Source organism: Salinimicrobium oceani (genome assembly GCF_012037645.1).
Genome location: NZ_JAAVJR010000008.1, coordinates 21,991 through 37,860 on the forward strand (window position 1 = coordinate 21,991; position 15,870 = coordinate 37,860).

A 15,870-nucleotide genomic window follows, 5' to 3' on the forward strand; every position below is an offset into this window, starting at 1 on the left:
AATTTGATTCTCTAAAACAAAATACAAATGGTTGAATTAGCCGGTCTGGTGATATTAGGAATTCTGGCCCAGTGGGTTGCATGGAAAACAAAAACTCCAGCAATTTTGCCTCTTATTTTAATAGGATTACTAGTGGGTCCTTTATCCACTTTATTTACAGACGATGGTTCCAAATGGCTGGAGCCAATCTGGAACGGGGAAGTCGGTATTTTTCCGGGGGAAAGTCTCTTTTATTTTGTTTCCCTTGCTATTGCCATTATCCTTTTCGAAGGAGGTTTGACGCTGCGCAAGAGTGAGATTGGGAATATCGGTCCGGTAATCATAAAACTTATAAGCGTGGGCGTGGTCGTGACCTTCTTTGGGGCAGGACTGGCAGCGCATTTTATCTATGGCTTTTCCTGGCAGATCTCCTTTCTGTTCTCCTCTCTTATCATTGTAACGGGTCCCACAGTAATTTCGCCAATTCTTAGAAATATCCCTTTAAAAAAACATGTTTCTTCCATTTTAAAATGGGAGGGAATTCTTATTGATCCTATAGGTGCATTGATCGCGGTATTGATGTATGAGTTCATTATGGTGGAAGGCGGTCAGGATTTCACGCGTACAGCCTTGACAGAATTCGGAAAGATCCTGCTGTTCGGGTTCACTTTCGGATTCACCTTTGCTCATATCCTGGCCCAGCTCATCAAACGCAATATCATTCCGCATTACCTGCTCAACGTGTTCACGCTGGCCACGGTATTGGGAGTCTTTGTCCTGGCCGATATTTTCGCCCATGAAAGCGGACTGCTTGCAGTGGTGGTAATGGGGATGGTCATGGGAAATCAAAACCTTCCAAACATCAAGGAGTTGCTTTATTTCAAGGAATCTCTAAGTGTACTGTTGATCTCCATCCTTTTCATTCTGCTGGCAGCAAACATAGAATACAGCGAATTAATGTTGATCTATAACTGGAAGGCCCTGTTATTGTTTGGAGTAGTGATGCTCATTGTGCGGCCGCTGGGAGTGTGGCTTAGTTCCATTAATTCCGGCCTTAGATGGAATGAGAAGATCTTTATAAGCTGGGTAGGGCCGCGGGGTATCGTTGCCGCTGGTATCGCCTCGCTCTTCGGATTGAAACTGGTGAGAGAAGGAGTGGAGGGTGCCGAATTCATAACGCCTCTGGTCTTTATGATCGTATTATTCTCTGTTCTGCTGAATGCTACCACAGCGAGAATCTTTGCGAGGCTGGTAGGAGTATTTATAAAAAATGCGGAAGGAATTCTCATTATTGGAGCCTCTTCCAGCTCGCGCTTAATAGCAAAATACCTTCACGATAACGGAAGGCATGTAGTGCTCGTAGATAATAATGCCGACAATGTCTACAAGGCCAAAGACCTTGGCCTGGAAGCGATCGAAGGCAGTGTATACCAGGATGACCTTCTCAACAATATTGAGCTCAATGATGTAGGGTACTTAATGGCCATGACCGGGAACAGCGATATTAATAAGACGGCAATCAATAAATTTCAGAAGCAGTTTGGGGAAAAAGGTGCGTTTCGGCTTATTTCTTCAGATGAAATGAACGATCCTGAAGTCAATCCTTCCGAAGGTTTATTTTCCCATACAGATGATTATATCAAGCTTACTGAAGTAGCCCGGAAGTTTGCCGATATTCATGAGACCAGGTTGAACAGCAAGGAACATTACCAGGGTCTCCTGGAGATCTCTAAGAGTGATGCTGAAATCATTCCGCTGTTTGTAAAGTCACCAGATGGCAATCTTCGCATCATCCCTTCTCACAGCGCTGAAGTGCAGATCTCTGAAGGTTCTAAGCTGGTGTATCTTGGAAAAAAGATCACGAAGGAGATCAATAGAGAAGAGACCAAAGAAAGTTACAATGAAGCTGTAGACGACCTGGAAACTGAAAGAGAAAAGCAAAACCACTAATAAATTTGAGGGCATTCACCCGAAGTGTGGCTGCTCCAAAAATTTACCAAAAAAGAAAGTGCTTCAAAAATGACATTTTTGAAGCACTTTCTTTTTTGACCTTCAGGTCTAGTCGTTGAGCTTAAGAACTGCCATGAAAGCTTCCTGCGGAATCTCCACATTTCCTACCTGGCGCATTCTTTTCTTTCCTTTTTTCTGCTTTTCAAGAAGTTTTCTCTTTCTAGAAATATCTCCACCATAACATTTGGCTGTTACGTCCTTTCGCAGTGCCTTAACGGTTTCACGTGCGATGATCTTCGCGCCAATAGCTGCCTGGATCGGAATATCAAACTGTTGTCTCGGGATGAGTTCTTTCAGCTTCTCACACATTTTCTTTCCAATGTCGTAGGCGTTATCTACGTGTAACAAGGCAGAAAGTGCATCTACTACGTTTCCATTCAGCAGCACGTCTACTTTTACAAGCTTTGAAGCGCGCATTCCAATAGGAGAATAATCAAAGGAAGCGTAGCCTTTGGAAACTGTTTTTAAACGGTCGTAGAAATCGAATACGATCTCGGCGAGTGGCATATCAAAAGACAGCTCCACCCTGTCTGTAGTGAGGTAGGTTTGATTTGTGATCTGGCCACGTTTTTCTATACAAAGTGACATTACCGGCCCTACAAAATCAGATTTCGTAATAATGGTAGCCTTGATAAAAGGTTCCTCCACCCGGTCAAGGCTCGAAGGCTCTGGCAAGTCGGTAGGGTTATTAACAAGGATCACTTGATCTCTGTTCTTATGCGTATAAGCGTGGTAAGACACGTTAGGTACCGTGGTGATCACGGTCATATCAAACTCGCGCTCCAAACGCTCCTGAATGATCTCTAAATGCAGCATACCCAGGAATCCACATCGGAAACCAAAGCCCAGTGCCGCCGAACTTTCTGGGACGAAGACCAGGGAAGCATCATTTAGCTGCAGTTTCTCCATGGAGGCTCGCAGATCTTCATAGTCTTCGGTATCTACAGGATAGATCCCTGCAAAAACCATGGGTTTTACGTCTTCAAATCCTGGAACAGCCTCGGTAGTTGGATGTTTTGCATCGGTAATGGTATCTCCAACTTTTACTTCTTTTGCTTCTTTTATTCCGGTGATGAGGTATCCCACATCTCCGGTTTTGATCTCCTCTCTTGGAAACTGCTTTAATCTCAGCGTTCCAACTTCATCGGCAAAATAATTTTTATTGGTAGCCACAAATTTGATATTCTGGCCTTTTTTGATGGAACCGTTAATGACCCGGAAATAAGTTTCCACCCCTCGGAAGGGATTATATACAGAATCAAAGATCAATGCTCTTAAAGGAGCATCAACCTTACCTGATGGTGGCGGAATACGTTCAATGATGGCCGCAAGGATTTCTTCAATTCCCAGACCGGTCTTTGCACTCGCCGGAATTACATCTGAAGCATCGCATCCCAGCAGGTCCACGATGTCATCTGTTACTTCTTCTGGATTTGCACTTGGCAGGTCCACTTTGTTGAGTACCGGAATGATCTCAAGGTCATTTTCCAGAGCGAGATACAGATTGGAAATGGTCTGTGCCTGTATACTCTGGGCTGCATCAACAACCAGAAGAGCACCTTCACAGGCTGCAATAGATCGTGAAACTTCGTAAGAGAAATCCACGTGCCCGGGAGTATCAATTAAATTCAGAATATATTGCTCTCCCTTATAGGTATAGTCCATTTGTATAGCGTGGCTTTTAATGGTAATACCTCTTTCCCGCTCCAAATCCATACTGTCCAGGAGTTGTTCCTGCTTCTCACGGTCGGTCACAGATCCTGTGGCGTCGAGCAGCCTGTCGGCAAGCGTACTCTTTCCGTGGTCAATATGGGCAATGATGCAAAAATTCCGAATGTTCTTCATGTGTCAGTTTCAGGCTTAAATTTCCTTCTCAATTAAAGGATACAAATATAGTCTTTTTTAATGCCCTCTAAAGAAAACTTCATTTTGTGAAAAAGGTGTCAAAAATGGCTTTTAATCGCTCTTCTTCAGGAACTTCCATAAAGTAAATAAAGCTGAAATTATTCTTTTCCTCTTTAAGCTTTATTTAGGAATTGTATATCTTGGTGGCTTAATCTTTAACCTTAATCCTCCCCCCGGGTATATGGAAAAATCTGCTTCTACCACAGGATCTGGAACCAACAGGTCCATCATTATTATTGGCGCTCTCTTTTTTATCTTCGGTTTCGTCACCTGGCTCAACTCGGTATTGATCCCTTATCTCAAGATCGCCTGCGAACTGAATAATTTTCAGTCTTATTTTGTGGTAACGGCATTTTACATCTCCTACCTGGTGATGGCATTACCATCTGCCTGGGTACTGCAAAAGACCGGCTACAAAAAAGGAATGTCCCTTGGGCTTTTCGTCATGGCTGTGGGCGCTTTGATTTTTATTCCTGCTGCCAACGCCCGTACGTACGAGTTGTTCCTGCTGGGCCTTTTTGTGCAGGGAACAGGTCTTGCGCTCTTGCAAACTGCCGCCAATTCTTATGTGGTGGTGTTAGGCCCTGTAGAAAGTGCTGCAAAAAGAATAAGTATTATGGGGATTTGTAACAAAGTTGCCGGTGTACTTGCACCCATTGTTCTGGGCGCCATTCTTTTCACTTCGGGAGATAATTTATTAGAGACTGTAGATGCTTTAGGTGGCGCAGAAAAAGCTGCTGCTCTTGATGAACTGGCACAACGGGTGATCAATCCATACCTGGTGATGATGGGAATCTTAATTCTTCTAGGTATATGGGTGTATTTTTCTTCCTTGCCGGAGGTCGATGCCGATGCCGAAGATGAAGAACTGGCAAAGACCAATCTTTCCAAAAAGAGCATTTTTCAGTTCCCCCATGTTTTTCTTGGCACTCTCGCGTTGTTCCTGTACGTAGGAGTAGAGGTGATCGCGGGAGACACTATTATCAACTATGCAAATGAATCTCATGGCATTCCGCTGGATGAGGCGAAATTCTTCGCCAGCTTCACATTAGGTGCCATGATCGTGGGATATATCATCGGTATCTTTACCATTCCGAAGTTTATTAGTCAGGAGAATGCCCTGAAGATCTCTGCTATTCTCGGGATCATCTTTGGAGTGGTCGCTATTTTTGCTGACGGATTTACATCGGTCATGGCCATTGCCTTACTGGGTATAGCCAACGCTTTGGTGTGGCCGGCAATATGGCCTATGGCCCTTGCAGGACTTGGCCGCTTTACCAAAATAGGCTCTTCCTTTCTCATCATGGCTATTGCAGGTGGCGCGGTAATTCCGCCTGTTTACGGTTTACTGGCAGATTCCTGGGATCCTCAACAGGCCTACTGGATCCTTATTCCATGTTACCTTTATATCCTGTTTTTTGCGACCAAAGGCTACAAGATCAAATCTTTTTAAAAACCTATGAATAACAGAACTACAGAACAAGCTTCTCTCTACGATCACCTGGAAAAGATGAGTACGGGCGAGCTGCTGAAAAATATAAATAACGAAGACAAAAAAGTACCTCTCGCGGTTGAAAAAGCCCTTCCGCAGATCGAAATAGTGGTAGACAAGGTTGTAGAGAAGATCTCAAAGCACAACGGTCGGCTCTTCTACATTGGTGCTGGTACCAGCGGCCGGCTGGGTGTACTGGATGCGTCTGAATGTCCGCCCACATTTGGTGTTTCTCACAACCTGGTGATAGGTCTAATTGCCGGGGGCGACAAAGCCCTGAGGAAAGCAGTTGAAAACGCCGAAGATGATACTGAACAGGCATGGAAAGACCTGCAGGAATTCAGCATCTCCAAAAATGATGTTTTAGTGGGCATTGCTGCTTCAGGAACAACGCCTTATGTTATAGGCGGGATCAAGGCAGCGCGCGAGAACGGATTGATCACGGGCTGCATTACCAACAACGCGGGTTCACCTTTGAGCGAAGCTTCAGAATTTCCTATCGAGGTAGTCGTTGGGCCAGAATTTGTCACCGGCAGTACCCGCATGAAATCGGGAACGGCTCAAAAACTAGTGCTCAACATGTTGTCCACAGCGGTGATGATAAAACTTGGCCGCATAAAAGGCAATAAAATGGTCGATATGCAGCTTTCCAACAAGAAGCTTGTAGGCAGAGGAGAGCTTATGTTAATGGAAGAACTTAAGATCTCTCAACATATGGCTTCTACCTTGCTCGAGGAGTATAAGAGCGTGCGCAAGGTGCTGGAAATATTTAAGAATAAACCTGAAAAATAACATTTTACAAACACTAATTTTACCGGCTCAAGGTTATATAACCTGGATAACTTAACCTGTATTTAAAAAGATCTATGCTGAAGAAAAAGCTATTCCTAACCGGACTTCTTGCCGTTTTTCTGAATTTAAGCGGATGCACCACCTCCAAACCTGTTGTTGCCACAAAGAAAAAACCGCGAACAGAGAAACCTGTTGAAAAAACCGTAGAGCCAACCCCAGAAGTTTCACCTGAAGAAATAGCCGAAGAAATTCCTGCTACGCCCGAAGCTGCAAAAGAACTTCCAAAGGAGAAGGCTTTCAGGAAATCTCCATTTGTGATGCGGGAATTCCGCGCGGCATGGATCGCAACCGTAGCCAACATCAACTGGCCCAGTAAATCTGGCTTGTCAACGGCCGAGCAGCAACGGGAAGCCATTGCGCTGCTCGACTTTTTAAAGGAGCACAACTATAATGCGGTGATCTTTCAGGTGAGGCCACAGGCCGATGCGCTGTATAAAAGTGAGCTTGAGCCATGGTCATTTTTCCTTTCGGGAGTTCAGGGACAAGCGCCAAATCCTTATTATGATCCATTACAATTCTGGCTGGATGCGGCTCACGATCGAGGTCTGGAGCTGCATGTTTGGCTAAACCCTTATCGCGCCCATCATTCAACTGGTGGGAAAGTGACCGAAGCCTCTGCAGTGAAAAAATATCCCGAGCTTATGGTAGAGCTCAAGAACGGGATGTGGTGGATGGATCCTGCCAAAAAAGCTACTCAGGACCATACCTCGGCAGTGGTAATGGATATTGTGAAGCGTTACGACATTGACGGCGTGCATTTCGATGATTATTTCTATCCCTATGCTTCCTATAACAAAGGGGAAGATTTTCCCGATGCTGCAAATTATGCTGCCTATCAGAGAACAGGCGGAAAACTTTCCCGGGCCGACTGGCGCAGGGATAACGTTAACCGGTTTGTAGAGCGTATTTACAAAGAGATCAAAGCTGAAAAACCTGAAGTCAAGTTCGGAATAAGTCCCTTCGGAATATACCGTCCCGGGTATCCTCGTTCCATTACCGGAATGGACCAGTACAGCGAGCTTTATGCAGATGCTAGATTATGGCTTAATGAAGGCTGGGTAGACTATTATTCGCCACAGCTATACTGGAAAATAAGTCAGACGGCACAGAGTTTTCCGGTGTTGCTGGGATGGTGGGAGCAGGAAAATCATAAGAACAGGCACTTGTGGCCCGGCATCAATATAGATTTCGGAGGAGATGATCCCAATATTATAGAAACTGTGAGCCAGATCATGATCACCAGGGGTATGCTTCCGGAAAGCAAAGGAACCATTCACTGGAGCATTGCGCCATTACTAAAATACCGGAATCTTTCCGCAGCTATAAAAGAGAACGCTTATAAAAAGCAGGCGCTCATCCCCGAATCGCCCTGGTTGAGCAATAATGTTCCCGCTACGCCCCGGGTGGCTTTTACTGCAGCAGGTAACGAGGTTAAGATTGAATGGGAAACAGCCTCAGAAAAAGACATTTTTCAATGGGTAGTACATTACATGTACAATGGCGTGTGGAATTACAAGATCTTCAGCAAAAATGAGCGCAGCCTAGTCCTGCCAAAACAGGTGAACGGGCACCCGCTCACGCATATTGGCGTGACGGCGGTAGACAGAACAGGAAATCAAAGCGAATTTGCCGAAAAGCAAGTTATTTATAATTTACCATAGATCTCTGTTGAAAATCTGTATTTTCCAGAGTAAAGAATGACAATAAAAAATATCCGAAAATGACATTGTTGAACCGTAATATTTTAGCCCTTTCCTTTCTTGGAATCTTGACCGCTTGTAACCATTCAGAAAAAGAACCTGCTCCCGAAGAAAATTCAGCAGCAGCTTATATTGAACAGGTGCAGGGGGAATATGTGCCCGATCGCAGGGTGGAGCGTTTTGATGTAGAAAGCGAGGCCTATGACGGGAAATTCGTGCTGCGCGGGGAAACCACAAATCCCAAGGCCCTTGCGAGCCTTAAGCAACGGCTGGATTCGGCAAACATCACCTATGTAGACAGCGTACAGGTTTATCCCTTTAAGGATCTTCATGGGAAGACCAATGCTCTGGTAAGGATCTCTGTAGCTAACTTGCGGTCTGACCCAAAACATTCGGCAGAGCTGGCAACACAGGCCACTTTGGGAACTCCGCTTCAAGTTTTGAAGAAGGAAGGGGAGTGGTACCTGGTGCAAACGCCAGATAAATATTTGTCCTGGGTGGATCACGGCGGAATAAGTTTATATTCTGATGAGGAGCTGGCCGAATGGAAGGCTTCAGAAAAACTCATTTTCACAGCAGCTTTTGGACAGGTGTATTCAAATGCTTCTGAAGGTTCGGAAGTGGTATCAGATGCGGTGGCAGGAAATATCTTCGAATTAAGAGGTGTCAAAAATGGCTTTTTTGAGGTGGAATATCCCGATGCGCGTATCGGGTATATCAAAACTTCAGCAGCCAAAAAATATAATGCCTGGCTTTCCGGCCTTGAAGCTTCCGAAGAAAATCTCGTGCAGACGTCCCGAAAGTTCATGGGTCTCCCATATCTGTGGGGTGGCACCTCGGCCAAAGGAGTAGATTGCAGCGGTTACACGAAGACCATCTTTTTCATGAATGGCGTAGTGATTCCGCGGGATGCTTCCCAGCAGGTACATACAGGAAGTCTTGTAGATTCTACCGGAAATTTCGAAAACCTGCGCAAAGGAGACCTGCTGTTCTTCGGCACTCCGGCGACAGATACGACCAAAGAAAGAGTGGTACATGTGGGGATGTGGATAGGAAACAATGAGTTCATTCACTCCTCTGGACGCGTGCACCTTAGTAGCATGGATTCTACCGCAACAAATTTTGATGAATTCAACCGGAATCGTTATTTGAGAACGAAAAGACTGCTTGGGCAGGAGGAAGATCCCAACCTGCTATTGCTGAAGAAAAAGGATTTGTTCACCAACATTTCTGCTGTCGAATAAACTGAATTGCCTCCCATGAAAAAGTCCCGGATTTTAAGCTTTTTGACACTGCTGATTTTCTCTGTTCAGGGAAGTTTGGCCCAGACCGTGACCCCCGAATTTCTGCAATATCGCAACAGTAAATGGGTTGATTCTGTAATGAACACCCTTAATCTCGAGGAGAAAATAGGTCAGTTGATCATGGTGGCAGCCTGGTCAAATAAGGGCGAAAAGCATAAAAAAGAGATCCTGAAACTGGTAGAAGAGCAAAAAATTGGCGGCCTTATCTTCTTTCAGGGAGACGCAGCATCACAAGTCAATTTAATGAACGACTATCAGGAGGTGTCAAAAGTGCCATTATTGGGAGCTATTGATGCAGAATGGGGCCTGGGAATGAGACTGGATAATACTATTAGCTATCCTTTTCAAATGGCGCTTGGAGCGATCCAGGATGAGGAGCTTATCTATGACCTGGGAAAAGAAGTGGCCCGACAAATAAAGTTGAGCGGACTTCATGTTAACTTTGCGCCTGTTGTTGATGTCAACAACAACGCGGCCAATCCCGTGATCAACTTTAGAAGTTTTGGCGAAGATAAGCAAAATGTCGCCGTTAAATCTATAGCCTATATGAAAGGCATGCAGGATCATATGGTGTTCACCACTGCAAAACACTTTCCCGGGCACGGCGATACAGACACAGATTCTCATTACGCCCTGCCGCAGATCAACCATCCCGTTGAGCGGCTGGATTCCCTGGAACTCTATCCTTTCAAACGGCTCATTGAAGCCGGCGTGGGAGGGGTGATGGTGGCGCATCTCAATATCCCGGCGCTGGATGCCTCGGGGGTGCCTTCTACTTTATCAAGAGCTATTATCACCGATCTTCTCAAGGAGCGAATGAATTTCAATGGTCTTATCGTAACCGATGCCATGAACATGAAAGGCGTCACTAACGGAAATCTGCCGGGGGTGGTAGACAAGGACGCGATCCTCGCCGGAAATGACCTGCTTGAATTTACTGAAGATGTACCAAAGGCAATTTCGGAGATCAAAAATGCTGTAGCCTTGAAGTTGATCTCTCAAGCTGAAATCGATGAAAAGGTGAGAAAGATCCTGGCTGTTAAACAATGGGTAGGGCTTAATAATTATGCGCCAATAAAGAAAAAGCAGGTAGAGAAAAATATAAATTCCCCTCACGCGGCCCAGCTTTATGAGCAACTGGTAGAAGCCTCCCTTACGGTACTCAAAAATGACAATAATGTTTTGCCTTTAAAGGAGCTCGAAGTATTAAAGATCGCATCTGTCGCTGTTGGAGCAAAAAAGAAGACGGTTTTTCAAAAGTCCCTTTCGCTTTATACCGAGGTAGAGCACTTCCAGTTACCTGCCGACGCCGATTCTTCAGCTATAAAGCAGCTACAGGAAGATCTTAAAAAATACAACCTCGTTATTGCAGGGATCCATGACGATAGCAAATTTCCACGCAATACCATGAAATTCTCTGATGCCGTTGCGGATTTTATTGCGGATGTTTCCGCAGCTCCAAATAGTATCATCAGCTTTTTCAAGAATCCATATGTGATCGACAAGCTGGAAGGGGTGGAGCATGCCTCGGCTTTGTTGCTCACTTACCAGGATTCAGAAATGACCCAACGAAAGGCTGCAGAGCTCATTTTTGGAGGGATAGGCGCTCATGGAAGGCTGCCGGTGAGCATTGGAGAAAAGTTCAGGGCAGGGGAAGGACTGGATGTGAATGGAGGTATTCGTCTTAGTTATTCTGTGCCCGAGGCTGTGGGAATGAATTCTGAAGTTTTAGAAAGAGGCATAGATTCCCTGATGCAGCAGGCGATGCAGATGAAAGCCACACCCGGCGGACAAGTCCTGGTAGCAAAGGATCAAAAAATAGTCTTTTTTAAGGCTTATGGAGCACATGTCTATCACGATACAACAGTTGTTGAGCGAACAGATCTATATGACCTGGCTTCAGTAACCAAGATCGCTGCGACCATGCCTGCTTTAATGAAGTTATACGACGAGGAGAAATTTCGTCTTGACCAGACCCTGGCAGATCACCTGAAGGATTTCAGAAGGTCAAATAAGGAGGATATTCCTTATCGCGACATACTTACACACCAGGCGGGTTTCCAGCCCTGGATCCCGTTCTGGAAGGAGATGTACCGAAACAACGGAAGTTTGAAATGGTGGACCATACAACAGGATTCTTCTGCGCGCTATCCGGTAAAGATCGCAGAAAACATGTACCTGCACCGCAACTACCACAAGAAAATTAGGAAAGCGATCAAGCGATCTGAGCTGCGTGGGAAAAAGGAGTATGTCTATTCCGATTTCTTTTTCATTCTTGCTCCCTGGATCGTGGAAAATATTACCGACCAGGATTTTGAAAAATATCTGCAACGGGAATTTTATGAACCGCTGGGAGCCACAACCCTCGTCTTTAATCCTTCGCAATCATTTTCTCCCGCCGATATAGTGCCTACAGAAAATGATTTTTTTTTCAGAAATAAATTGATCCACGGCAGTGTACATGATGAAGGTGCCATTTTGCTGGGAGGAATTTCGGGTCATGCTGGACTTTTTTCTAATGCTAACGACCTGGCTAAACTTATGCAAATGTACCTCAACGGGGGAACCTATGGAGGCAGGCGCTATTTGACGCAGGAAACGATGAAGGAATTCACCCGCACTCAATTTCCTGAGAATGGCAACAGGCGGGCCTTGGGTTTTGATAAACCCAACCTGGTATTCAAAGGTGTAAGTAATAATACAGCCAAAGGAGCTACTGCGACCAGTTTTGGCCATACCGGCTTCACCGGCACCATGGTATGGATGGATCCGGAACATAAATTGCTCTACATTTTTCTTTCTAATCGAGTTTCTCCAAGCCGCGAAAACAACCGACTTTCAAGCCTCAACACTCGCACACAGGTACAGCAGGTGCTGTATGACGCGCTCTTGCTTCCTGCCGAGGAATAACGATAAAGCATCTGCAGCAGCAGAGGTTAAAATCTTTTGTTATCAGGTCATAAATGCTATATTTGTTTGATTTAGTTATTCTTATCAAGCACTAACCAACCATTTTGCATGACCAAATTATACAGCCCCCCACTGTTCCTGTTGTTCTTTTTTTGTTCTTTTTCAGGTTTTAGCCAGCACTCGATCCAGGGAAAAGTAGTGGATTCCGGAAAGCAGCCTGTTGCCTTTGCAAACCTCATTTTGTTGAACGCCCAGGATTCTACGAGCGTGTACAGAGGTGCAGTTTCTTCGGAAGAGGGCGAATTCAAATTCACAGATATTGAGGAAAATGAATATCTCCTGAAGGTGAGTTTTGTAGGATTTCAGGATAGACTTCAAAAGGTCCAGGTCTCTGGAGATAAAAAATTAGGTAACCTTGTCTTAAAGGAAGATACCGCCACCCTTGACGAAGTTTCCATTAATTATAAAAATCCTTCTGTAAAACGTGAAATAGACCGCCTGGTATTTAGTGTTGAAAACACGACCCTCTCTACGGGAAGTTCCTGGGATATTTTAAAAAAGACGCCTGGAGTAATTCTTTCGGGTGAGAACCTTACAGTAAGAAACCAGGGGGTACAGGTATATATCAATGACCGGAAGGTGCAGTTGACGGCTTCAGAACTACAGACGCTACTGGAGAATTATTCCGCAGAAAACATCAAGTCTGTTGAGGTGATCACCACGCCACCGGCTCGTTATGATGCCGAAGGAGGAGCGGTGCTTAACATTGTTACCTCCAAAAGCATCGCCCCCGGGTATAAAGGAAATATTAATGCTGCCTGGACGCAGGCGATTTTTCCGAAGTACCAGATTGGAACCAGTCATTATTACAAAACCGAGAAGCTTAATCTCTTTGGAAATTATGCCTATTCTCCACGGAAGGAATTTAAGGAGGATGTGAGTTACATCAATTTTATGAATAATTCGGGCGAAGTTTTTAGTCGGTGGAATTCAGATTTTGAACGCACCACAAGATCTGAAGGACATAATGCAAATGTAATGCTCGATTATGAACTTGACGACCGGAATGTGCTGAGCTTCACCAGTGGCCTCACGTACTCTCCAGACAAGAGTTCCAGGAACCGGGCTGAAACCAGGGTAGATAACGGCCCGGCGGTAGATGGGCTTTCAAATATCCAGACCGCGAGCCAGCTCGAAGAAGATCTCTACAACCTGGCCTTTGACCTGGAATACAGGCACCAGCTAAAATCTGAAGGGCAATTTTCAGCAAAAGCGCATCTTACCCAATTCTCACAGCAAAAGCGACAGGATGTGAATACCCTTATCATGATGGCTTTTGGAGAAACTTCAGAAAATGATTTTTTCACTCATGCAGATCAGGATATCAGCATTTTCACAGGCCAGGCAGATTATGAAAGGCCACTGGGCAGCATTAATTTTGAGACGGGACTCAAGGCTTCAGTAATAGATTCTGAAAGCAGGATCGACAATTTTGGAGATTATCCGGGGGGAGAGGAAGGAACGCTGCAATGGGATAATTTTCTCTATGATGAGAGGATCTACGCCGCTTACTTCAGCCTTGCAAAAGATTGGACCAAATGGAGTGCAAAGGCAGGCTTAAGAGGAGAGTATACAGATCGTGCAGGAGATTCCCGCTCCATGGAGCAGGTAGATGAAAGAAATTACCTGGAGCTCTTTCCAACATTTTACCTGCAGCACAATATTAATGATAACCACAGCCTTACATTTGATTACAGCCGTAGAATCCAGCGACCACGTTATGAAAGCCTGAACCCTTTTAGATATTACCTGAATGAGTTCGACTATAACGCCGGAAATCCTGATCTTGAGGCGGCTATTATTAACAGCTACTCACTTAGCTATGCCCTCAAAAATGCCTATTTCATTGATCTTTTTTATACCGATAGTGGGAATACGCCCGAGACGCTGAGCTTTCAGGATAACCAGGAGATGCTCATAAGAAGAGTGAGTCTCAATTTGGAAGAAAGCTCAAGCTATGGAATTCAGTTTAGCCATGGGAGGTCCTTGTTCAACTGGTGGTACACCTATGTTTATTTTAATGCCTTTAATGAAAAAAGAACTTTTCGCGGCATTGAAAGTGGAAATGTTCCCGTGGATATTGAGATCGACGGATTTTTTGGAAGTCTTTACAACAACTTCATCATCTCCAAAGATGGTACTTTTACAGGAGAGCTCACCTTTACTCATGTTTCAAAATATCTAAGTGGCTCATACATCATGGACCCATTTACCACCTTGTCTATTGGGTTTAGAAAGACCTTGTGGAACAACAGGGCAGAGCTTAGCGTTAACTTCGAAGATGTGCTGGATGAAACGAACACATGGCTGAGGTCGGAATATCTCAACCAGGATAACGGATTTTTTGCACAGCCCGAATCTCAATACGTGCGACTCGGGTTCAAATATAACTTCGGTAATTTTAGATTAAACGATAACCAGAGGGCCATTGAAGCGGCAGAAAGAGACAGACTATAACCAAATTACAAGCTCCAAATTCCGGAATAGATCCACGATCTTCCCTTAGTGAAAGGTCCTTCTGGAAATTCGTTTTAAAGGAGATCTCTTCTGAAAATCAAAACTCAAGTAAATTTTTGATTGCAATACCGTCTATTCACTAAAGACTACCAACTAAATAAATTTCATTATTTTTGCAGCCTGAAAAACAGATGCTTTGGCGAAAATAGGAAACATAGATGTAGGAGAATTTCCATTGTTGTTAGCACCAATGGAAGATGTGAGTGATCCGCCGTTTCGAGCTTTGTGCAAGGAGCAGGGAGCCGATGTGGTGTATACCGAATTCATTTCTTCAGAAGGATTGATACGTGACGCCGCAAAAAGCGTCATGAAGCTCGATATTTACGAAAAAGAAAGGCCGGTTGGGATCCAGATCTTTGGTGCCAATCTCGATTCCATGCTTCAATCTGTAGAGATCGTTGAGAAATCGGGTCCCGATATTATTGACATCAACTTTGGTTGCCCCGTGAAAAAGGTAGTTTCCAAAGGTGCCGGTGCAGGTATATTAAAGGATATTCCTCTCATGGTCTCTCTTACCGAGGCCATGGTGAAACACACCAAACTTCCCATTACTGTTAAGACCCGCCTGGGCTGGGACCAGGATTCCATTAAAATTGTTGAGGTTGCGGAAAGGCTTCAGGATGTTGGCGCGAGTGCTATTTCCATTCACGGCCGTACAAGAGTGCAGATGTATAAGGGAGAAGCCGACTGGAGGCCAATATCAGAGGTGAAGAACAATCCAAGAATGCACATTCCTATCTTCGGGAATGGAGACGTTGACAGCCCGGAGCGTGCAATGGAGATGAGAGATAAGTATGGCCTTGATGGGGCGATGATTGGACGTGCCAGTATAGGTTATCCCTGGTTCTTTCGTGAGGTAAAGCATTTCTTTAGAACAGGAGAGCATGCGGCACCACCTACTTTAGAAGAGCGTATAGATGCAGCCAGGCGCCACCTGCAAATGTCTATAGACTGGAAAGGGGAGAAGCTGGGAGTCTTTGAAACCCGCCGTCATTACACCAATTATTTTAAAGGAATTCCGCATTTTAAGGAGTACCGGCAAAAGATGGTGACCAGTGATGATGCGGCCGATGTTTTTGCTGCCTTTGACGAGGTGGAAAGAGATTTTGCAGGATACGAATTCGCTTAAGCAGGATAAAAT

9 protein-coding genes are annotated in these 15,870 nt (G+C 44.8%); 8 read left to right on the forward strand and 1 reads right to left on the reverse strand.

What is annotated here, in order from left to right:
* Positions 1-27: 27 nt before the first annotated feature.
* Positions 28-1,929 (forward strand): cation:proton antiporter, encoded by a 1,902-nt coding sequence (locus tag HC175_RS12855; protein ID WP_168138912.1) that lies wholly within the window; start codon positions 28-30, stop codon positions 1,927-1,929.
* Positions 1,930-2,037: 108 nt separating this feature from the next.
* Here the strand turns inward: HC175_RS12855 and lepA are convergent, their stop codons facing one another.
* Positions 2,038-3,834: a translation elongation factor 4 gene (lepA, locus tag HC175_RS12860; protein WP_168138913.1), complete on the reverse strand. Its 1,797-nt coding sequence runs from the start codon at positions 3,832-3,834 to the stop codon at positions 2,038-2,040.
* 241 nt (positions 3,835-4,075) lie between these two features.
* Between lepA and HC175_RS12865 the strand changes: the two genes are divergently transcribed.
* The 7 genes from HC175_RS12865 to dusB all read left to right on the forward strand — a co-directional run bounded on the left by HC175_RS12865 (position 4,076) and on the right by dusB (position 15,858).
* Entirely contained in the window at positions 4,076-5,347 is a 1,272-nt protein-coding gene (locus HC175_RS12865; protein WP_168138914.1) for a sugar MFS transporter, read from the forward strand.
* A 6-nt stretch (positions 5,348-5,353) separates the two neighbouring features.
* Positions 5,354-6,178 carry an N-acetylmuramic acid 6-phosphate etherase gene (murQ, locus tag HC175_RS12870; RefSeq protein ID WP_168138915.1) on the forward strand — a complete coding sequence of 275 codons (825 nt, stop codon included), beginning with the start codon at positions 5,354-5,356 and terminating at the stop codon, positions 6,176-6,178.
* Positions 6,179-6,252: 74 nt separating this feature from the next.
* The gene (locus HC175_RS12875; RefSeq protein ID WP_168138916.1) at positions 6,253-7,899 is read left to right on the forward strand and encodes a glycoside hydrolase family 10-like protein; all 1,647 of its coding nucleotides are present in this window, start codon (positions 6,253-6,255) and stop codon (positions 7,897-7,899) included.
* Between the two features lie 59 nt (positions 7,900-7,958).
* On the forward strand, positions 7,959-9,182 hold the full coding sequence (locus tag HC175_RS12880) for a C40 family peptidase (RefSeq protein WP_168138917.1): 1,224 nt from the start codon (positions 7,959-7,961) through the stop codon (positions 9,180-9,182).
* A 15-nt stretch (positions 9,183-9,197) separates the two neighbouring features.
* Positions 9,198-12,152, forward strand: coding sequence for a serine hydrolase domain-containing protein (locus tag HC175_RS12885; protein ID WP_168138918.1), 2,955 nt, complete (start codon positions 9,198-9,200; stop codon positions 12,150-12,152).
* 108 nt (positions 12,153-12,260) lie between these two features.
* Positions 12,261-14,669, forward strand: a complete 2,409-nt coding sequence (locus HC175_RS12890) for an outer membrane beta-barrel protein (RefSeq protein WP_168138919.1) — start codon at positions 12,261-12,263, stop codon at positions 14,667-14,669.
* 196 nt (positions 14,670-14,865) lie between these two features.
* Positions 14,866-15,858 carry a tRNA dihydrouridine synthase DusB gene (gene dusB / locus HC175_RS12895; RefSeq protein WP_168138920.1) on the forward strand — a complete coding sequence of 331 codons (993 nt, stop codon included), beginning with the start codon at positions 14,866-14,868 and terminating at the stop codon, positions 15,856-15,858.
* Positions 15,859-15,870: the final 12 nt, after the last annotated feature.